At 57.1% G+C, this 20,269-nt stretch carries 14 protein-coding genes and 1 tRNA gene; 6 read left to right on the top strand and 9 right to left on the bottom strand.

Going from position 1 to position 20,269, the window contains the following annotated elements; translation table 11 throughout:
• Nucleotides 1-37: 37 nt before the first annotated feature.
• The 4 genes from HY010_15940 to HY010_15925 all read right to left on the bottom strand — a co-directional run bounded on the left by HY010_15940 (nt 38) and on the right by HY010_15925 (nt 2,774).
• Nucleotides 38-412: a hypothetical protein gene (locus tag HY010_15940; protein MBI3477224.1), complete on the bottom strand. Its 375-nt coding sequence runs from the start codon at nt 410-412 to the stop codon at nt 38-40.
• 129 nt (nt 413-541) lie between these two features.
• Nucleotides 542-970 (bottom strand): YciI family protein, encoded by a 429-nt coding sequence (locus HY010_15935; protein ID MBI3477223.1) that lies wholly within the window; start codon nt 968-970, stop codon nt 542-544.
• A gap of 226 nt (nt 971-1,196) precedes the next feature.
• Nucleotides 1,197-2,210 (bottom strand): ferrochelatase, encoded by a 1,014-nt coding sequence (locus HY010_15930; GenBank protein ID MBI3477222.1) that lies wholly within the window; start codon nt 2,208-2,210, stop codon nt 1,197-1,199.
• A 30-nt stretch (nt 2,211-2,240) separates the two neighbouring features.
• On the bottom strand, nt 2,241-2,774 hold the full coding sequence (locus HY010_15925) for a peroxiredoxin (protein ID MBI3477221.1): 534 nt from the start codon (nt 2,772-2,774) through the stop codon (nt 2,241-2,243).
• Nucleotides 2,775-3,056: 282 nt separating this feature from the next.
• Here HY010_15925 and HY010_15920 point away from each other — a divergent pair, with 282 nt between their 5' ends.
• From HY010_15920 to HY010_15910, 3 genes are all read left to right on the top strand, one after another.
• Nucleotides 3,057-4,391 carry a Glu/Leu/Phe/Val dehydrogenase gene (locus HY010_15920; protein MBI3477220.1) on the top strand — a complete coding sequence of 445 codons (1,335 nt, stop codon included), beginning with the start codon at nt 3,057-3,059 and terminating at the stop codon, nt 4,389-4,391.
• A 63-nt stretch (nt 4,392-4,454) separates the two neighbouring features.
• Nucleotides 4,455-6,239: a hypothetical protein gene (locus HY010_15915; GenBank protein ID MBI3477219.1), complete on the top strand. Its 1,785-nt coding sequence runs from the start codon at nt 4,455-4,457 to the stop codon at nt 6,237-6,239.
• Nucleotides 6,236-9,415 (top strand): pyruvate, phosphate dikinase, encoded by a 3,180-nt coding sequence (locus HY010_15910; GenBank protein MBI3477218.1) that lies wholly within the window; start codon nt 6,236-6,238, stop codon nt 9,413-9,415. The genes HY010_15915 and HY010_15910 overlap by 4 nt, the downstream gene beginning before the upstream one ends.
• On the opposite strand, the gene HY010_15905 is transcribed toward HY010_15910, so the two are convergent.
• Both HY010_15905 and HY010_15900 read right to left on the bottom strand, forming a co-directional pair.
• Nucleotides 9,412-10,275: a hypothetical protein gene (locus tag HY010_15905; GenBank protein MBI3477217.1), complete on the bottom strand. Its 864-nt coding sequence runs from the start codon at nt 10,273-10,275 to the stop codon at nt 9,412-9,414. The two genes, HY010_15910 and HY010_15905, sit on opposite strands and share 4 nt — an antisense overlap.
• 112 nt (nt 10,276-10,387) lie before the next feature.
• Nucleotides 10,388-10,476 (bottom strand) — tRNA-Leu (locus HY010_15900).
• 200 nt (nt 10,477-10,676) lie between these two features.
• Between HY010_15900 and HY010_15895 the strand changes: the two genes are divergently transcribed.
• A complete protein-coding gene (locus tag HY010_15895) occupies nt 10,677-12,674 on the top strand; it encodes a hypothetical protein (protein ID MBI3477216.1) in 1,998 nt (665 codons plus the stop codon).
• 148 nt (nt 12,675-12,822) lie between these two features.
• Here the strand turns inward: HY010_15895 and HY010_15890 are convergent, their stop codons facing one another.
• A complete protein-coding gene (locus HY010_15890; protein ID MBI3477215.1) occupies nt 12,823-13,716 on the bottom strand; it encodes a LysR family transcriptional regulator in 894 nt (297 codons plus the stop codon).
• A 282-nt stretch (nt 13,717-13,998) separates the two neighbouring features.
• Between HY010_15890 and katG the strand changes: the two genes are divergently transcribed.
• Together katG and bshA are read left to right on the top strand one after the other, a co-directional pair.
• Nucleotides 13,999-16,191: a catalase/peroxidase HPI gene (gene katG / locus HY010_15885; GenBank protein ID MBI3477214.1), complete on the top strand. Its 2,193-nt coding sequence runs from the start codon at nt 13,999-14,001 to the stop codon at nt 16,189-16,191.
• 255 nt (nt 16,192-16,446) lie between these two features.
• A complete protein-coding gene (gene bshA, locus HY010_15880; GenBank protein ID MBI3477213.1) occupies nt 16,447-17,589 on the top strand; it encodes an N-acetyl-alpha-D-glucosaminyl L-malate synthase BshA in 1,143 nt (380 codons plus the stop codon).
• Here the strand turns inward: bshA and HY010_15875 are convergent.
• Both HY010_15875 and HY010_15870 read right to left on the bottom strand, forming a co-directional pair.
• Entirely contained in the window at nt 17,537-18,904 is a 1,368-nt protein-coding gene (locus HY010_15875) for a histidine kinase (GenBank protein MBI3477212.1), read from the bottom strand. The two genes, bshA and HY010_15875, sit on opposite strands and share 53 nt — an antisense overlap.
• 138 nt (nt 18,905-19,042) lie before the next feature.
• Nucleotides 19,043-20,269 (bottom strand): alanyl-tRNA editing protein (locus tag HY010_15870; protein MBI3477211.1); only part of this gene is annotated, 1,227 nt, incomplete at its 5' end.

Below are 20,269 nucleotides of genomic sequence, written 5' to 3'. Positions count from 1 at the left end.
ATCATCTTTCGGCAGGGCAACGCAAGCCCACGGCGCCTTATTTCTTTTGAGCGAAATCCTCAGGACCAAACATCTGGCGAATTTCGGTTTCCCCTTGCCAGCCCGGCCAGTGTTGCCTGTGAAGCTCCATGAAGTGGACTGCCGACTTCACTGCCTCTTCTTTCGATTTCAACTCAAACTGCGCGTACCCGCCGATCACTTCTTTCGCTTCCGTAAACGGCCCGTCGGTGACCGTCAACTTCCCGTCCGCAAGGCGGACGCGCGCGCCCATGTTAGTCGGTCCGAGCCCGCCGGCGCCGAGCATCACTCCAGCTTTTGACTCCTGTTCGGCGAGCTTGTCAATTGCGTCCATCAGCGCCTTAGGCGGTGGACCCTGATTCTCAGCGGCCTTCACGATCATCATGAATTTCATGGTTCATTCTCCTAATAGTTTTGGTTGTGAGCCGAGTTCTCCGGCAGCGACGACTGCCATTCCCGGTCTCTATCTATGCGTCGAACGTGCCGCCGTTAAATCGACACGAAGATGAAGTTATTTGAGCGATCAATCTTTCTTTTTCGAGATCTCAGCGCGCAACCGCTCTTCTTGCTCCCGCAACTCAGGAGTGAACTCGGCGCCGAAATCCGCGGCTTCGAAAACCTGCCGAATTTCGATATCGCTTTCCTCGTTATGCGGATTGGGGCAGCGCTTCACCCACTCAATCGCCTCTGCCAGTGACTTCACTTGCCATAGACAGAAGCCGGCAATCAATTCCTTCGTCTCGGTGAAGGGGCCGTCGATCACGGTTCGTTTGCTGCCCGAGAAACGCACGCGCGCCCCTTTGGCGCTTGACTGCAAACCTTCTCCTGCCAGCATCACGCCGGCTTTGACTAGTTCCTCGTTGAATTTGCCCATCTCGGCAAGAATCTTCTGATCGGGGAGGGCTCCCGCCTCCGTCTCTTTCGTAGCTTTGACTATGACCATGAATCGCATCTTTAAGTCTCCTTAAGTTATGTAGAGCTGGAATCTTCGGGTTCTCAATCCCTGTTTGCGCTCTATTTAGACGACGAACATCGGACCACGAACTCGACAGGCAGTTTTTATTTTCTTACAGAAGATAGTGGGAAGGTTACAGACGGGAAGGCTGTGAAGTCCAAATCGCTTGCTGAAAGTACCTGCCGCGCCTGAATCTTGAATTGGAGTCACGATTTGCAGCCAGTTAGCGGTTTGGCCGGCCTGAAGGACAGCATTCCGCCGAGCAGAAATCCGGCCGCACACCCAGTACGCCTAACGCTGGCCGGGCGAGACTCTCTTCCGTCCGTTCCAGAACCAGTTCCCGAATCATACGGATGAATCTGGGATGCGTGCCCACCGTTCGAGCACGCACCATGTTCAGGCCCAACTCCCCACAGAGTTCGCGCGCTTGGGTATCCAGATCGAAAAGAATTTCCATGTGATCGGAGACAAACCCGATGGGCGCGATGACCACGTCAGAACTTCCGCCCGGGACTTTGATTTCACGCAGGCAGTCTAGAACATCCGGCTCTAGCCAGGGCTGCGACGCCGGGCCGCTTCGACTCTGGTAAACCAATTGCCAATTGTCGTGTCTGAGCGCTTCAGCTACCAACCGGCCCGTCTCCCGCAACTGCTTCTCGTAATCGCAACCCTGCGCCATCATCGTCGGAATACTGTGCGCCGTATACACGAGGTGAGCAGACTTACGCCGCTCTGCTGGAATCCGCGCGAATGCTGCCTGCGCGCGGTCCGTCACGGCTTCCACGAACCCTGGGTGGTTGTGGAAGATGCGGATCTTGTCCACGACCGGAGCGCCTTCTCCGACAGCGTCCTGTGCGCGTGCGATATCTTCCCGATATTGCCGGCAACTTGAATACGAACTGTAAGCCGAGGTCACGAAGGCCAACGCGCGGCGAACGCCATCCGCCTTCATCTTTGCCAGCGTGTCGGCAAGCATGGGACGCCAGTTTCGGTTTCCCCAGTAGATGGGAAGTCGTGGTCCGTGTTGCGCGAGTTCGATTTCCAGCGCCGCGATCAACTGCCGGTTCTGCCCGTTGATCGGGCTCTTCCCGCCGAAGTGATAGTAGTGTTGCGCCACTTCCAACATGCGCTCGCGAGGAACATTCTTGCCGCGCAGCACGTTCTCCAGAAATGGCATCACTTCATCGGGACCTTCCGGCCCACCGAACGAAGTGACAAGAATCGCGTCGTAGTTCATTCCGTCCCTGGTTCGGCCAGAAGAGTGCCGCTACTTTTGCAGTTCCGTGAGGGCGGCCAGGACCTCTTCGCTATGTTTGTTGGGATTCACTTCAGTAAAAGCCCGCGCAATCTTGCCATCAGGGTTGATGATGAAGGTATGCCGCGCAGCGAACTTCACCACACCCATGTTGGTCAATGATCCGTACGCGTTCGACACTTTATATTCGGTATCCGCAAGCAGTTTGAAGTTCAAGCCTTCCTTCGTGCAAAACTGCTTGTGAGAATCGGCGCTGTCCACGCTTACGCCCAGTACGACCGCACTCTTCTGTTGATATTGCGCCTGATCGCGCTGGAAATTGTGGGCCTCGACCGTGCAGCCGCTGGTGAAGTCCTTGGGATAGAAGTACAACACCACCCACGAGCCATGGAAATCCTTGAGGCTAACGGCTTTGCCTTCTTGCGAGTTCAGCGTGAACTCAGGTGCCAAACTGCCCACCACAGGAGGAGACCCAGCGAACACCACCATCGACGTAACCATCACCGCCACGAGAAGAACAACACCAGCAATAAGCCAACGGATCATAAAAACCTCATGCCGATAACGGCTCAATCTTTGGATTTATTCACACCCACGTACATCCACATTATTCTAACGAAAGCATCGACGTCCATTCGCATCGGGGCGCGAATGGCAAGGAGAACTGACCCCAGCCACCGGAAAGCGCAGTTCCTCAGATCCAACGTTCGATCATCACCACACGTCGTGCGCCCGGTCACTTCGTATCGCGGTCGGTTGATGACAGACTGGAGATGGCATCTGCGGAGGACAACCATGTCGGGAAACGTGCTGCTTGATTCAAAGCAGATGGTTACTGATTCTAAAGAAGATACCCGCGGCGCTCTACCTGGGAAAAGATCCGTGAAGACCTTCAATTCATTTCAGATAGCACAAGCCCAGTTCGACAAAGTGGCCGAGTACTTGGGCCTGGATCCTCCGACGCGGGACCTCCTCCGCTATCCCCTGCGCGAATATCAGTTCGCGATTCCCGTGCGAATGGATGACGGGCAAGTGAAAGTATTTCGCGGCTTCCGCGTGCAGCACAATGATGCTCGTGGGCCGGGAAAAGGGGGGATTCGCTTCCACCCCCAGGAAACCATTGACACCGTCCGCGCCCTTGCCATGTGGATGACATGGAAGTGTGCCGTTGTCGACATTCCACTGGGCGGAGCCAAGGGGGGAGTCATTTGCGATCCCCACAATCTCAGCATGCGCGAGCAGGAGCAGATCTGTCGCGGATGGGTTCGCCAGGTGGCCCGGAACGTGGGGCCGGTTGTCGACGTCCCGGCGCCTGACATCATGACGAACTCGCAACACATGCTGTGGATGCTGGATGAGTTCGAACAAATCCATGGCGGTCGATTCCCGGGTTTCATCACTGGCAAACCAGTGGGACTCGGGGGCTCCCTGGGACGCACCGAAGCGACTGGCTATGGAGTGATCTTCACCCTGCGTGAGGCCCTGAAGGACTTGAGCATCCGGCCCGAAAATACGCGCGCCAGTGTGCAGGGCTTCGGCAACGTGGCCCACTATGCCATCGAGTTGTATCAGCGCCTGGGCGGCCGTGTGGTTACGGTTTCATGTTGGGACCAAGCCGACCAATGTTCCTACACATATCGCAAGCGTGATGGTATTAACCTCGACCAGTTGGTATCGATAGCCGATCGCTTTGGGGGCATTGACAAAGGAAAAGCGCAGGAACTTGGATATGAACTGTTGCCCGGCGAGGCGTGGATCGAACAAGATGTGGAAGTCCTTATTCCCGCTGCCATGGAAAACCAGATCACCGGTGACAATGTCGACCGAATCAGTCCGAGCGTGCGAATTATCGCTGAGGGTGCGAATGGACCGACTACACCTGAGGCGGATGCGCGGATCAAGGAACGCGGCATTCTGGTCATCCCCGATTTCCTGGCAAACGCCGGCGGAGTCACCTGCAGCTACTTCGAACAGGTGCAGAGCAATATGAACTACTTCTGGGAGAAGGACGAGGTCCTGGGCAAACTCGACCTGAAGATGACGTCCGCGTACTTCGCCGTCTCGGAACTTGCTCGACGCGAGAAGCTTCACATGCGCGATGCAGCCTATGCGATCGCAATTGGCCGTGTGGCCCGCGCCTGCCACGATCGCGGCTGGCTTTAGTGCAGTAGTTGCTGACCGCGGACCAGGAACTTGTTTGCTTCATCGCGGGGCCGGAGGTCACCGATGATTCCTGCGGAAGTATTGGCTGCCGATCTACCGCCATTTGACCGGATTTTCCTGGATGGCGCCTTTCGTTTCACTCGCATTGGTACGGGATCGTTGGGCGGAAAGGCGACCGGACTTGCCATCATCAAGGACGCCCTGACAAGAGATTTTGACTTTGGACATTTTCCTGATTTCGATGTCGACGTACCCACCATGGCGGTGATCGCTACCGATTTCTTTGACGCCTTTATTCCCCAGAATCATCTCGCAGATCTCCCCATCGAACAGATGTCGGACGATCGGATCGGCCATGCCTTCCAGCAGGGCGACCTGCCCGTTGAGCTGCTGGGAGATCTTCGCGCACTCATCGAGCAGGTGAAGTCTCCTCTGGCGATCCGGTCATCGAGTTTACTGGAAGACGCCCGGGACCAGCCGTTCGCCGGTGTTTACGGGACGAAGATGATCCCGAATAACCAGTTCGACGCAGATAGCCGGTTCCGCCGCTTGGTCGAGGCCATCAAGTTCGTCTACGCTTCGACATATTTCCGAGAAGCGCGGAGCTACATTCGTGCAACAGGCCAATCCCCGAGCAGTGAGAAGATGGCGGTAATCATCCAGGAGGTGGTAGGGCACCGACACGGTGATCGCTACTACCCGGATATTTCTGGTGTCGCACGTTCCTACAACTTCTACGCAAACTCCCCGGCTCGACCCGAAGATGGTGTCGTCAGCCTGGCTCTCGGCCTGGGAAAGACCATTGTTGACGGCGACCTCGCTTGGACCTATTCGCCGGCCTATCCAAAGAAGGGGCCACCCTTCAGCTCGATACGACAGCTCCTGCGAAATAGCCAGACTCAATTCTGGGCAGTAAACATGGGCAAGCCCCCGGCCTATGATCCGGTCAACGAAGTTGAATATCTGGTCCGCGCCAACCTGACTGATGCCGAAGGAGACGAGGTTCTCGAGTATCTCGCTTCCACGTATGACACAAGTCGTGACCGTGTGGTTCCCGGGATCGGCACGAGTGGACCGAGAATTCTCAACTTCGCTCCGTTGCTCGTGGGGGAACGCCTGCCCCTGAATGCCCTGATTCAAGCCATGATTTCTTCGGCTGAGCGAGTCACCGGCGCCAAGGTGGAAATCGAATTTGCGGTCACGATTCATCAACGCAGAGGGGAGCAGCCGCGCGTTCGATTCGGGTACCTGCAGGTGCGACCCATCGCTGTTTCGGACCAACTCATCGAAGTCAGCGTCGAGGATCTTCATAGCCCTGATGCCGTGATCTCCTCCGATATGGCCCTGGGTAATGGCGTGGCCACCGACGTCCAGGATATTGTCTACGCGCGGCCGGAGCACTTTTCTTCCCTGCACACGCAGGCCATCGCAGAAGAGCTGGGAAAGATAAATCGGGAACTAGTGGACCAGGGGCGACCGTACGTGCTGATTGGCTTCGGACGCATTGGAAGTTCCCATGCCTCGCTGGGGATACCATCAGATTGGAGCCAGATTTCCGGCGCCCGTGTTCTGGTTGAATCTACGCTGCCGGAGATGGATGTGGAACCGAGCCAGGGATCGCATTTCTTTCACAATCTGGCCAGTTTTCACGCCAGCTATTTCACGGTGCGGCACGACGCGGCCCTCGGTATTGATTGGGACTGGCTGAACCATCAGCCGGTGATTCACGAGACCGACCTGGTTCGCCATGTGAGACCGACTCGGCCACTCATCGTTCGAGTCGATGGCCGCAACTCGCGGGGAGTGGTACTGAAAGGAAACGAGGAAACAGCTCGTGGGAAACAATGAAGAAGGATGAGACTCACCTCGGTACGGTTCTTCACGCCCTGCAGGAGCGTGCCAAGGAACTGAACTGCCTGTATAGGGTTGGAGAAGCGCTCAACCAGAGCGGGTTGCCGCTCGAGGACATTCTCAGGCAAATCATCGAGATCCTGCCCACGGGCTGGCAATATCCCGAAATTTGCCAGGCTCGAATCATCTTCGATGGCGAAGTCTTCGAGTGCGCGGACTTCAAAGCAACCGAGTGGGTACAGCGCGCGGAAATCGTTGTCCAGGATCAAGCCGCCGGAGTCGTAGAGGTTTACTACCGGGACGCAGTGCCGCCAGTCGAAGGCAGCCAATTTCTCAAGGAAGAGGGCCAACTTATTCGGACCATCGCCGAACGGATCGGCAGCGCAATCACACAGCGGCATTTGCGCACCGCGTTCGAATCGTGGGCAGCCGCGGAAGATGGCGAGGCCACGGACAAGGGCGAGTGGCGAGTGGTAGTCGAATTTCTGCGCGACACCGATCCCGTCCTGCTGCAGCGCATCTCGCGAAAACTCATTAACCATCTCAACTGGAGCGGATTCCCGGAAGCCCGCGAACTGCTCCAACATGGAGGAGCACTGAGCGGCGCGCGGGTGGCGTGGCAGGACAACCGGCCACAGGTGAGGGACGCCCACCACAAATTCCCCGATCTTACGAACGAAGCGTTCCAGATTGCAGACCAGCATCTCAGCGAAGACGAGATACTGGATCTCGTCACTACCTGGATCAAAGAAGAGAAAAGCAGCTTCCTTGTCAGCGCCCTTGAACACCAGGACACCCCGCTCGGCGAAATTATTGAGGCCCTCGAGCGTTATCGACACACTTCGGTAAAAGAGAGTGAACTCTCCCGCTCGACGCAGAAGGGGCTACGGGTGTCGCTGATCCGGCGCTTTTTCTCCGAGAGTCTTGATTTCATCAACGTCGCCAAGCAATTTGTTCGGATCGAAGATTTTTACGATCTGCTGAGCAAGATCATTTTCCCGCCGCGCTGTCACGGCAAACTGGGAGGCAAGAGCGCGGGACTGTTTCTGGCCAAGAAGATTATCGAAAAGTCGCCGGAGTCCTCGAAGTTGCTGGGCGAGGTGAAGGTGCCGAAGACCTGGTACATGACTTCAGACTGCATCCTCAGCTTTGTCCATCACAACGATCTGGAAGATGTGCTGAACCGCAAGTACATGGAGATCGACCAGGTGCGGCAGGAGTACCCCCATGTGGTGGCCCTCTTCAAACGATCTTCCTTTCCCTCGGAGTTGTCGAAAGGGATGGCGCTGGCACTGGAGGATCTGGGCGATCGGCCTCTCATCGTGCGCAGTTCCAGCCTGCTCGAAGACCGGCCTGGCTCTGCCTTCTCGGGAAAATATAAGAGCCTCTTCTTAGGGAACTGTGGCTCCAAGGAAGAGAGGCTTTCGGCCCTCATGGATGCGGTTGCCGAGGTCTATGCCTCCATCTTCGGACCGGACCCGACCGAGTATCGCGCCGAACGCGGACTGCTCGACATGCACGAAGAGATGGGGATCATGATCCAGGAAGTTGTGGGTCAGCAGGTGGGCAAGTACTTTTTGCCGGCTTGTTCCGGGGTGGCTTTCAGTAACAATGAATTCCGTTGGTCCGCTCGCATCAAGCGTACCGACGGCCTGATTCGCATGGTGCCGGGACTCGGTACGCGCGCCGTAGATCGCATGGCCGATGATTATCCGGTACTCATCGCACCGGGGCAGCCCAACTTGCGAATCAACATCACGCTGGACGAGGTGCTCAAGTACTCCCCAAAGCGGGTGGACGTAGTCAATCTCGAGACCAACTCTTTTGAAACGGTCGATGCGATCGAGCTACTTCGCCAGTGCGGAGCGCAGTATCCTCAGGTCCGCCAACTGGTTTCCCTGGTGGACCATGATCGGATCGAGCAGCCGGTTGGTCCCGTCCCCGATTTCCAAAAACGCGACGTTGTTTTCACCTTTGAAGGGTTGATACGGAACACGCCTTTCGTGGCTTGTATTCGAGAGATGCTGAACCTGCTGCAGTCGAAGCTGGGGGGCGCGGTCGATCTGGAATTCGCTTACGATGGCGCAGACTTCTATCTTCTCCAATGCCGTCCGCAGAGCTACGGGGCAGGTATGGTGCCCGTGCCGATCCCGCAAAACCTGCCATCGGATAAGGTCATCTTCACTGCGAACCGCTACGTATCGAACGGCAAAGTGCCGGAGATCACTCACATCGTCTATGTGGATCTGGAAGGCTATAGCCAACTGTCGGACGAGACCACGATGCGGGAGATTGGCCGCGCCGTGGGGCGTCTGAACAAACTCTTGCCCAAACGACAGTTCATTTTGATCGGGCCAGGTCGTTGGGGAAGCCGAGGTGATATCCGACTCGGCGTTCCCGTTACCTACTCCGACATTAACAATGCCGCGATGCTGGTGGAAGTTGCCCGGCAGAAAGGCAACTACTTACCCGATCTCTCCTTCGGAACTCATTTCTTTCAGGATCTGGTCGAGGCTTCGATCCGCTACTTGCCCCTTTACCCGGACGATCCGAGCGCAGTATTCAACGAACCTTTTTTCCGAAGGTCGGACAATGTTCTGGCCGAGATGATGCCGGATTTCGCGCACCTTGCCGACGTTCTCCACGTCATCGACGTGCCCAGGGACACGCACGGAATGGTTCTGCGAGTGGTCATGAATGCCGATCTGGACCAGGCAGTGGCATTTCTTGCACCGGCCCAGCAGAGAGATGGATCGATCGCACCCCGCGTAGAGTCTCTCGACCGGAGCGGTGAAGAGCACTGGCGCTGGCGTTTCCGCATGGCGCAACGCATCGCGGCACAACTTGACGGTACGAAGTTTGGGGTGAAGGCGTTCTACCTGATCGGCAGCACGAAAAACGCGACTGCAGGTCCAGCCAGTGATATTGATCTCCTACTGCACTTTCAAGGTACAGAAGGACAAGAAGGAGAACTCCAACTCTGGCTTGAGGGCTGGAGCCGCTGCCTGGGGGAAATAAACTTCTTGCGAACGGGGTACCGTTCCGACGGACTCCTCGACGTTCACCTGGTTACGGACAAGGACATTGCCGAGCGAAGCAGTTTTGCCGTGAAGATTGACGCCATCACCGATCCCGCCCGGAAGTTTCCCCTGAAAGCAGATCTGGGCGTCTAGAGGAGTTCGCGGGTCGCATCCTCTGGAGATTCCGGGTCGAAACGGACCAAGGCAAGTTCTGGCCCGTCGTGCGCTCCATTGATGCACACGGTGCGGCCCATCTTGATCTTCCACTTGCCGGTCAGACGAGTCGACTCATGTACGTGGCCGTGCAGAGTGAGCAATGGCTGTCGCTCTCCGATGAAGCGCTGCACGGCAATGCTGCCGACGTGCACGTCGATGGGGACGTGCTCGAACATGCGGCCGTCCAGCGCCGCCCGATCGAGCGGCGTCTCGTATGGAGGTGTGTGAAAGAGAAATATCGCGCGATCGAGAGAAACCTCGCCCGTCAGATTTGCCAGGTCTTTCTGAATTGTTCCCCATTTCACCGCGCTCTCGGAACAAGGCAGACTGCGGAGCCCTTCCTCTGGTGAAACGCAGCCCGGTGGGACGTAACGTGAGACATCGTATCTTTCCCAGTCCTTGAGTAGAAAGGGCGTAGGCGGCACCATCGCGTAGCCATAGATGTCGAATCGGTCTTGAACGGATTTTCGATCGTGGATGTGCTGCCATAAGCCCCGTTGGGCGGCCTGTTCAATGACACCCTCTTCGATACGGGGATCATCGTTGCCAAGGATGAGGAACACCGAAGGGTACAGACTACCGAGTTTCTCGCGGGCCCGTGAGAATTCAGGCACGAGATATTCCCCAATAAAATCCCCATGTTGTGCAGCGAGAGATCCGCCCAGGGAAAAAGCTCGCGGCAGCAGATCTCCGCCGATGAAGACCGCGGCCGGATGCTCCGATATGACTCGCGACAGGAGTGTTTCATACCGACTGCTCGCTCCGTGGAGGTCGGTTACAAAGAACCAAGAGGGCAATTACGACTCCGCGCCGGAAACCCCGGATGATTTGAATCGTACACCGCTCAATATCGCGACGCGGCACCGAAAAAGGAGCGATCAGGCGAGTGCTTCACAACATTCAGATATCTGGTGCCCGGAGACGGAATTGAACCGTCACGTCCTGTTAAGGACCCGGGATTTTAAGTCCCGTGCGTCTGCCAGTTTCGCCATCCGGGCACGCAAACAGGCGACTGAAGAGAGTTTATCAGTTCAATCCGTCGGAACTAATGTTCGAACTCACGCCCGAAAGCGGTGTCCGGGTTGTATATTTCTTGGTCGTCGCAGTTCACCAGAAATATTGAGGGTTCAAGCCGACTCGAATGACTCCGATTACGAAGTTTCCGACAATTATTTTGACCGTATTCCTCTGCGCGACGATTCTTGCCGCACAACAGCAGAAGCCCTTTCCTGTCACTTCAACCGTCGATGCCCCCACCATTGCCGGACATCCGGTACAACTGGACGCCCAAGGCAAGCTCCTCCCTTGGCCGATGCCCGACAATATCGGTTACTCCTACTCATCGCACGTCCTGACGCAATGGACCATCCTGTGGGATCAGTACAATCGGCAGCGCCTTCATTATTCCTACTGCTGCTTTGATTTTGATCGCACCACCTTCGAACTCATCCCTGACCAGCATTGGGCCAATTCCACCGGTTACCTGCGCGCCATGATGCAGGGATTCATCGAACGTCTCTATCCCTACACGGGAGATCCTCGCACACTTACATTCCTGCAGAGCTTCGTGGACTACGAACTTGAAAATGGATTGACCCCGGAAGGTTACGCTTGGCCGCAAGTGCCGTACGCATCCGCGAATCCAGGTGCGAAGCGCTACACCGGCTGGAGCCCGCTCGGCGAAGACTATATCGAGCCGCACGTGGTCGGTGAAGACGGCTACGGCTATTTGAAACTTTACGAGATGACCGGCAATACAAAATATTTACGCGCCGCGATCCACTGTGCAGACGCTTTGGCAAAGAACTACAAGGCAGGAGACGAAAACAACTCTCCGTGGCCCGTTCGATTGCTGGCTCGTGACGGAAAAGCCGAAGGCAGGGCGATGGGCCCGTATTCCGCCAATGTGATCGAGCCGATCATGCTGTTCGACGAACTCATTCGCCTTGGACAAGGCGATGTCGCCAGCTATACACGGGTCCGCGCGGGCGCATGGGATTGGTTTCAGAAGTACCCGCTCGCGAAGAATGTCTGGGTCGGATATTTCGAAGACACCATCGCCAGCATGGGCAACATGAATCAGGTGATCCCACTGGAGTTTGCCCGCTACGTCCTGCTCCATCCTGATAAAGACCCGCAGTGGCGCGAGCATGCGCGAGGCGTTATCGAGTGGGTGAAGACCACTCCGAAGTGGCCCAAGTACATTGTGCACGGCGCAACCGTTACCACCGAACAGGGGAACGGTATCAACTTTTGCTGCAACGAACCAAATCAATGCTGTGACAGTCACACATCCAGGCTGGCTGCCGTCGAAGCGCTCTATTTTGCAAAGACGGGTGACGTGTCGTACCGCGACGCCGCTTTCCGCTCCTATAATTGGGTGACCTATTTTCAGGGACTATCCTTCGCCGCCCACTCTCCATTCGCCATGCAGTGGTGGTTCACGGACGAGTATTCGGACGGTCCTCGGCGATTGATGGACGCCTTCTGGGCGGTGCCCGAATGGGCGCCCGCCGACGAATCACATTTGCTGGGATCAAGTTCCGTCGTCACTCGGATCAACTACGGCAAAGGGTCCGTCACCTATTCGACCTTCGATCCTGAATCGTCGGACGTTCTCCGCCTCGACTTTGCCCCTGAATTCATCACGGCCAACGGCAAGCCGCTCACGCTTCGCAAAGATCTCGACCAACCGGGATACACGTTCGATGAATCCACCCATGTCCTTCGCATTCGCCACGCCGATGCTCGCGACATTGATATTCAAGGAAAAGACGGCAACGCACCGGCCCACTACGTGACTTCCGACGATCCGCACCTTCCAGCGGGAACGATCTTGAAGGGGCAATATCCTTCCGGCGTCATCGATTGGGGTGCAGACCAGTGGCGCATGAATGTTCCACAAGGTGGGTTCGGAACGTTCAATCTCGCCCTCGCCGACACCAAAGCAACGTCCACGCAGTTCCAGTTCTACTGGCCGCGCATATTTGTCGGCATCGATGCCTACAACGACGGGCCTGGCGAGGCCACCGTCACCATGCGATCCCCCGAGCAACGCGAAATATCATTTACGCTCAAGCCCGGCCAGTTGAAACGCCTGCGCACCGAGTGGCGCGATCCCAGCAGCCGCGTGACCTTCGAACTAAAAAATGGAGGAGGCGTGCTATTCGACAACCTGGCCTATCTGCCGGAGTGAAACAGGTCAGCTTGCGGCTGCTGGCAGGAATCACGACCACGAAGAACACGAAGCCTCAGGCGACGGTCTAACAAGACCAAGCTTCCCTTCGTGAACCTTCGTGTTCCCTTCGTGACCTTCGTGGTTAAGACTTTTGCGACGTGACCCACTATCCCTTTGGAAGCGTTTTGGTCTCCACAATCGTCCGCAGCCACGCCGCAAATTCACGCATGGGACGGCTGACGAGATGGCGGCGAGCTCGCAGGTATCCGATACGACGAAAGCTGCCGCCACGAAGCGGGATAAGCTGGCATCCCGTTGCATGCGACGCAGTCATCGCAGGGACAACGGTCAATCCGAAGCCGGAGCGCACGAACTGAAAGATGCTGGCGAGTTGATCGGTCTCAAAGACGCGATGAAGTTCCTTGCGGCCCCGTAAGCAGGTTCGGAGCACATCGTCGCGCAGGCAGTGGCCTTCTTTGAGGAGAAGAAATCGTTCCCCCTGCAAATCCTCCAGGTCGATGGCCGTTTCATCCGCCAATGGATGCTTCTCTGACACGGCCAGAAAAAGCGGCTCGCGAGTCAGTTCGCTGCACACGATGTCGGGGTTTCGAACAGGGAGACCCGATACGGCCAGATCGAGATCCCCGGACTGCAACTGTTCGATGAGATGGGGTGTAGTGTCTTCGGTGAATTGCAGATCCACATCCGGGAAGCGGGCGGCAAAAGCGCCGACGCGGGGCGCGATCAAATACGGCATGATGGTGGGAATCACTCCGACGCGAAGCTTTCCGCGCACTCCTCGCTGAAGCTGATCGAGAGAACACTCCGTTTCCGCGACCTGTTGCAGAATGTCGGCGGCGGGCTTACGGAGCGCTTCGCCGTGGGCGGTCAAGCGGACGGATCGCCCCAGTCGTTCGAAGAGCGGGTTACCGATTTTTTGCTCAAGGATACGAATTTGCTGCGAGAGCGAAGGCTGGCTGATGCCTAGTTCAGCGGCGGCGCGGGTAAAGCTACCGGTCCGGACGATGGCAGAAAAATAACGCAACTGGCGGATATCCATGGCTAGGCGACTCGTAAGCTCTCGACATGAACCATAGGTTTATTCTATTTCACATATCGACACATTGGTCTTTTACCTATGATTTATTTTCTTTAGACTTTACTCACGCTCGCAATGGTTCATCGATGTAAAGTGGAATCGCGGCAACAGCCGGACGACTTTCGGCCGCTGACCGAACGTCTTGAGTCTCTGTCGCTGCCTCACAGAAACAAAACCGAGCATCCTGTAAACTGACTGGTTTCGAAGTTCATCACGGTATTCATTCGAGGAAGGAAACAAAATATGTCAACCGAATCAAAGTGCCCTTTTAATCACAATACCGCCAAGGCGGCGACGAATGCGAACTGGTGGCCGAATCAGCTGAATCTGCAGGTTCTGCACCAGCACTCTCCTCTATCCAATCCAATGGACAAGGAGTTCAATTACGCGGAAGAGTTCAAGAGCCTCAACCTCAATGCCGTGATCAAGGACCTGCATGCCCTGATGACGGACTCGCAAGATTGGTGGCCGGCAGACTTTGGCCACTACGGACCGCTTTTCATTCGCATGGCGTGGCACAGCGCGGGCACCTACCGCATCGGCGATGGCCGCGGTGGCGCAGGTGCCGGGCAGCAGCGCTTCGCGCCGCTCAATAGCTGGCCCGACAACGTCAATCTCGACAAAGCGCGCCGTCTACTGTGGCCGATCAAACAGAAATACGGACGCAAGATTTCCTGGGCCGACCTCATGATTCTGGCCGGCAATGTCGCGCTCGAGTCGATGGGCTTTAAAACGTTCGGCTTTGGCGGCGGGCGCCCCGACGTCTGGGAACCGGAAGAGGACATTTTCTGGGGACCGGAGGGCAAGTGGCTCGCCGACGAGCGCTACAGCGGCGATCGCGATCTGGCGAATCCTCTGGCTGCCGTGCAGATGGGCCTGATCTATGTGAATCCGGAAGGACCGAACGGCAATCCGGATCCGATTGCCGCGGCCCGCGATATCCGCGAGACGTTTGCGCGCATGGCGATGGACGACGAGGAGACCGTCGCGCTCATCGCTGGCGGACACACCTTCGGCAAGACTCACGGCGCGGGCGACGCGAAGTTAGTGGGCGCCGAGCCGGAAGCCGCAACCATCGAGGAGCAGGGACTTGGATGGAAGAGCAAATTCAAGACCGGCAAGGCCGGCGACGCGATCGGCAGCGGCCTGGAAGTCATCTGGACCACGACCCCGACCAAGTGGAGCAATAACTTCTTCGAAAATCTATTCAAGTACGAGTGGGAACTGACCAAGAGTCCCGCCGGTGCACATCAGTGGACTCCGAAAAACAATGGCGGCAACGGCACCGTGCCGGATGCGCACGATGCCTCCAAACGTCATTCTCCATCGATGCTGACGACCGACCTTTCCTTGCGCTTCGATCCTGCGTACGAGAAGATTTCGCGCCGTTTCCTCGATCATCCGGACCAGTTCGCAGACGCGTTTGCGCGAGCGTGGTTCAAGCTGACGCATCGCGACATGGGGCCGATCTCCCGCTACCTTGGCCCACTTGTTCCGAAGGAAGAACTGGTGTGGCAGGATCCCGTTCCTGCCGTCAATCAAAAACTGATCGGCGACAAGGAGATTGCTGCTCTCAAGGCGAAGGTCCTTGCCTCCGGACTGACAATTTCCGAGCTGGTGACGACTGCCTGGGCGTCGGCGGCATCGTTCCGCGGTTCGGACAAGCGCGGCGGGGCGAATGGAGCGCGTATTCGCCTGATGCCGCAAAAGAACTGGGAAGTGAACCAGCCCGCCGCACTGGCCAAGGTCCTGCAGAAGTTGGAGTCGATCCAGAAGGAGTTCAATGGCTCGCAGGACAACCATGGTACGAAGGTGTCGCTGGCCGACTTGATCGTTCTGGGCGGCAGTGCGGCCGTCGAAGAAGCAGCCAAAAAAGGCGGACACGACGTGAAGATTCCCTTCTCGCCCGGACGTACCGATGCATCGCAGGATCAGACCGACGTGCACTCGTTCTCCGTTATGGAACCGGTCGCGGACGGTTTCCGCAACTATCTTCGAAGCGGACAGCGGCTCTCGGCTGAGGAGTTGCTGTTGGATCGGGCGCAGTTGCTGACACTGACTGTCCCCGAACTGACGGTTCTCATCGGCGGCCTGCGCGCCCTGAATGCGAACTTCGGGCAGACCAAACACGGCGTTTTGACCACTCGTCCAGAGACGTTGACGAATGATTTCTTCGTCAACCTGCTCGACATGAATACAACATGGGACGCCTCTACATCGGAAGGGGTGTACGAGGGGCGCGACCGGGCGACTGGCCGGACCAAGTGGACTGGCACGCGTGTCGATCTCGTCTTCGGTTCGAATTCGCAGCTCCGGGCAATCGCGGAAGTCTATGCAAGTGACGACTCCAAGGAGGCGTTCGTGAAGGACTTCGCGGCTGCGTGGAACAAGGTCATGAACCTTGATCGCTACGACCTTGCCGGGTCTCGCCGATAGCTTGTTTTATCGTTTGTATCGGGGTATCGTCGCGTTCGCGGACTAAAAGCCGAGGGTAATGATGAACGGCAAACTGGCCACGGCTGGCGACTAGACTGCGTTTTCGTCCGGTTCCGCCGCGAGCGGCCGAATCCTGCACTTCCCCGCAGGATTCGGCCTTTTTTGTTATGTCAGTATTTTGCCCGCCCTTGACGCCTGTGGCCTGCATCCGCGACGATCATCCGGGAATCCAATGGAACAGTCTTGGGAGTTGGCATGAAGATTGGCATCACCTGTTATCCCACGTACGGCGGAAGTGGAGTGGTCGCCACCGAATTGGGGCTGGAACTGGCGCGGCGCGACCACGATATCCACTTCATCTCGTATTCCCAGCCCATTCGCCTGATCGACACCGCCTCCAACATCCACTATCACGAGGTGGAGGTCTCCCGGTACCCACTGTTTGAATATCCGCCCTACGACTTGGCCCTCGCCACGCGCATGGCGGAAGTTTCGCAGCTCTATGAACTCGACCTGCTGCACGTTCACTACGCGATTCCGCATTCGGTCAGTGCGATGCTCGCCCGGCAGATGTTGGCGGCCACTCCACCGCGCCGCCATCTTCCCTTCGTGACCACACTTCACGGCACTGATATCACGCTGGTGGGTCTCGACCGCTCGTACCTGCCGATCACGCGCTTTTCCATCGAGCAGAGCGACGGAGTCACCGCGGTCTCCCAATATCTGCGGGGACGGACCATCAGCATTTTTGACATCAAGAAACATATCGAAGTCATCCCTAACTTTGTGAACTGCGACGAGTATCATCGCGCCGCCGGAAGTCCGGAGCAGCGGCGGGAGTATGCAGCGGACGACGAACGCATCCTCGTCCACCTTTCGAATTTTCGCCCAGTCAAGCGATTGCTGGATGTGATTGAAATCTTCGACCGCGTCCGCAAGAAAATTCCATCGAAATTATTGTTGATCGGCGACGGCCCGGACCGTTCCCAGGCCGAGTGGCTGGCCGTGCAGAAAGGCATTCACGAACACGTACTCTTCCTCGGCAAACAGGATCGCGTGCAGGAAAAACTGGCCATCTCGGACATCATGCTCCTGCCCAGCGAACTCGAATCCTTCGGTCTGGCCGCGCTGGAAGCGATGGCTTGCGAAGTTGTTCCCATCGCGACTCGTGCTGGCGGCGTGCCCGAAGTCATCGAACATGGCATGAACGGCTACCTCGCCGATGTCGGCGATGTCGAGACCATGGCGCGTTATGCGATTGAGCTGTTAGGAGATGAATCGGCTCTGCGCGCGATGGGAAAGCGAGCCCGAGACGGAGCCCGCGCGCGTTTCTGCACCAGCAAGATTATTCCGCTTTATGAAGACTTCTACCGGCGGGTGCTGGAGCAATCGCGGTAGTCATTAACTCCGCGGAGTGCGGCACAACCGGTAACCGGAGCCGGATTTGCGTGCCCACTCCTTCGCGGCTCTCGATCATCATCTTGGCCGCATCGCCGTACAGGACTTTCAGGCGTTCGGCCACGTTCGCCATGCCGATCCCGGTTCCTGTCACCCCATCCGACGTTGAGAGCACTTGTGCGGCACCCATGCCCACTCCGTCGTCTTCCACTTCGATAATCAATCTCGACTTGATCACGCGGCTGCGCAGCGTAATGCTGCCCCCCTCCACCTTGGGAGACAGCCCGTGCTTCAAGCAGTTTTCCACCAGCGGCTGTAGGAGCATGGCAGGCACCATCACTTCCAGCGAGGCGGGTTCCAGTTCCTTGACCACGCGCAGCTTATCCCGTCCGAAGCGCACCACTTCAATGTCGAGATAGTTGTCGATGAACTCCAGTTCCTCTCGCAGCGGGACAAACGACTCGGTGCTGTTCAGCAGGCGGCGCAGGATCGTCGCCAGCTTGATAATCATTTCGCGCGCCGTGTCAGGATCGAATCGGACGAGCGATGAAATCGAGTTCAGCGTGTTGAACAGAAAATGGGGATTAATCTGATTCTGCAGCGCGACCATGCGCGCCTGAAGCAGCAGGCGTTCCTGCTCCTCCAGCTTGATCTGAATTCGTACGCTGTTGTAAATCTTCAGCTCCGTACCCACTACCATGATGGCAGACAAGTAAATCGCGCCTTCCACCCAGAAATTCGGATGTTCGAGGCTGAAGATCGATCGCGGCCAGAATCGCCATAATTCCGTCTGCAGAAATCGCAATCCAACGATGGTAAGAAGAAATGTAATCTGCCAGTCGAACAACCGCGGGACTGGCAGGTTGCGGCGAATCCAGTTATAGATACTCAGATCGATGAAGGGAGAGAACGACCAGATATCTTCTTCATCCGGAGCCACGTGCCGCAATTGCCCCGCGACCAACCCGCAGAAGATATCGAAAGGCAGCGCCGCCCATTCGCCATGCAGAGTTGCCGGAAGCGCAATCAACGCGCCCCCCACACCACCCGCCAATCGGCCGCAAAGAACACCGAGCAGCACCGTGGTTTCCAGCGCCACATCGCCCGCAATAAAGCTGCGGTTCGTAAAGCGAATCCACACGCCCAGCGCAATCGGAATCGCCATCCACAGAGTCAGGTAGATTTTTTGGCGGGTCTCTCTCTTCTCGGCAAAAAGCAGTTTCTTAAATTCTTTCGACCGCACCAGCGCGCTCGACACGGCCGCAGCCACGCCCAGCTTGATCAAAAGATTGACGAGAATCAGCCTTTGTTCCATGAGATCGATTTGACCGTTGCGCCGGCGACCTGCCGGCAGTCGTGGGGTTGGTCTCGCTCCCACATGCGAATTCACCGCCTGGCAGTTACGATTGCTCTCGTTCGCAGCTCGCAAGCACGTTGCCAGAACGAACCCGCTCTACGCTTCGATTGTACCCATCGCTTCTTCAAGCAACCGCTTTACATCAGTGCCGACGGGAAGTCCTCCCTGCGCGAAGTCCCGTGTTCCTCCGCCACGCCCACCGACGGTTGCAAGCATCTGCTTCAGGAGAGCTCCCATATCCCCGGCCCCGCCAGCAGCCTGCGCGAAGATGACTCCCGCCGGCTCGATCGTACTGGCGACCAGCGCCACGGCTGGCACTCCTGCACGGGCTACCTTCTGTGCAAATAACTTTGCAAAGCTGGTATCCCGGTCGTCGAACTGCCGTACCACGACCTTGCAGCCATTCTTCTCCTGCTGATAGCTCAGTGCCGACGATGCCATAGCGGCGGCGAGTTCCTCCAATGCCTCTTCCCGCTGCTTACGAACCGACTTCGTCTCGTCAAATGTTTTGCGAATCTGTTCCGGCACGTCCCACAACTGCGTCGAAAACAGCTTGGCGGATTCGCTCAGAGCACCATAGTCGCGACGCGCCGTCCGCACCGCGCGTCCGCCGCAGACGAACTCCACTCGTATTCCCTGCCGCACGGTTTCCGTCTTGCGCAACAGGATGGATCCGATCTGTCCCGTGGCGCTGACATGTGTTCCGCCGCACGCTGACAAATCAAAGTCCGCCACTTCGATCAATCGCAATTCGTCCCGCTCTGCGGGAGGCAATTTACGCAAGCCGAGTTTCTCTGCCTCCGCTCGCGAAACAAACCGAATCGTCACCGGGCGATTCTCGAAGATGATTTCGTTTGCCCGCCGCTCTGCCCCCTCGATCTGTTTCGCACTCAACGACGGCGTCGTGAGATCAATCGAGCAATAGTCTTCTCCCATATGAAACGAAACTGTAGGAATCTGATACAACTCGATGAACGCCGCCGACAGAACGTGCTGGCCGGAATGTTGCTGCATGTGGTCGCGACGCCGCTCGGCATCAATATTCCCGCGCAGGACTTCGCCCGGAGCCAGTTTCGCTGGCGCCTCCAGATAGTGAACAATCCTGCCGTCTTCCATGTCAGCCACTTCGGCGACTCTCACTCGATCCTGCGCGCCGGCCGTCAACCAGCCCGTGTCAAACACTTGTCCGCCGCTCGTGGGATAAAAAGCAGTCTCCCGCAAAATTACGCCATGACGATTCTCGGCACCCGAGGGAGGCAAGACATCTTCGACCACCGATTCAAATTCATGCAGCTGAGGATTGGTGTAGTAGAGACGATTCGT

This window comes from Acidobacteriota bacterium, assembly GCA_016196065.1.
Lineage (GTDB): Bacteria > Acidobacteriota > Terriglobia > Terriglobales > Acidobacteriaceae > Acidiflorens.
The sequence above is the reverse complement of the archived record's forward strand: the minus strand, read 5'-3'. Positions and strand labels throughout refer to the sequence as shown.

Bases quoted from the DNA above. Each gene is read 5' to 3' on its own strand.
- HY010_15875 (MBI3477212.1), bottom strand. From the start codon at position 18,904: ATGGAACAAAGGCTGATTCTCGTCAATCTTTTGATCAAGCTGGGCGTG.
- HY010_15940 (MBI3477224.1), bottom strand. From the start codon at position 412: ATGAAATTCATGATGATCGTGAAGGCCGCTGAGAATCAGGGTCCACCG.
- HY010_15915 (MBI3477219.1), top strand. From the start codon at position 4,455: ATGATTCCTGCGGAAGTATTGGCTGCCGATCTACCGCCATTTGACCGG.
- katG (MBI3477214.1), top strand. From the start codon at position 13,999: ATGTCAACCGAATCAAAGTGCCCTTTTAATCACAATACCGCCAAGGCG.
- HY010_15935 (MBI3477223.1), bottom strand. From the start codon at position 970: ATGCGATTCATGGTCATAGTCAAAGCTACGAAAGAGACGGAGGCGGGA.
- HY010_15930 (MBI3477222.1), bottom strand. From the start codon at position 2,210: ATGAACTACGACGCGATTCTTGTCACTTCGTTCGGTGGGCCGGAAGGT.
- HY010_15910 (MBI3477218.1), top strand. From the start codon at position 6,236: ATGAAGAAGGATGAGACTCACCTCGGTACGGTTCTTCACGCCCTGCAG.
- bshA (MBI3477213.1), top strand. From the start codon at position 16,447: ATGAAGATTGGCATCACCTGTTATCCCACGTACGGCGGAAGTGGAGTG.
- HY010_15890 (MBI3477215.1), bottom strand. From the start codon at position 13,716: ATGGATATCCGCCAGTTGCGTTATTTTTCTGCCATCGTCCGGACCGGT.
- HY010_15920 (MBI3477220.1), top strand. From the start codon at position 3,057: ATGGTTACTGATTCTAAAGAAGATACCCGCGGCGCTCTACCTGGGAAA.
- HY010_15925 (MBI3477221.1), bottom strand. From the start codon at position 2,774: ATGATCCGTTGGCTTATTGCTGGTGTTGTTCTTCTCGTGGCGGTGATG.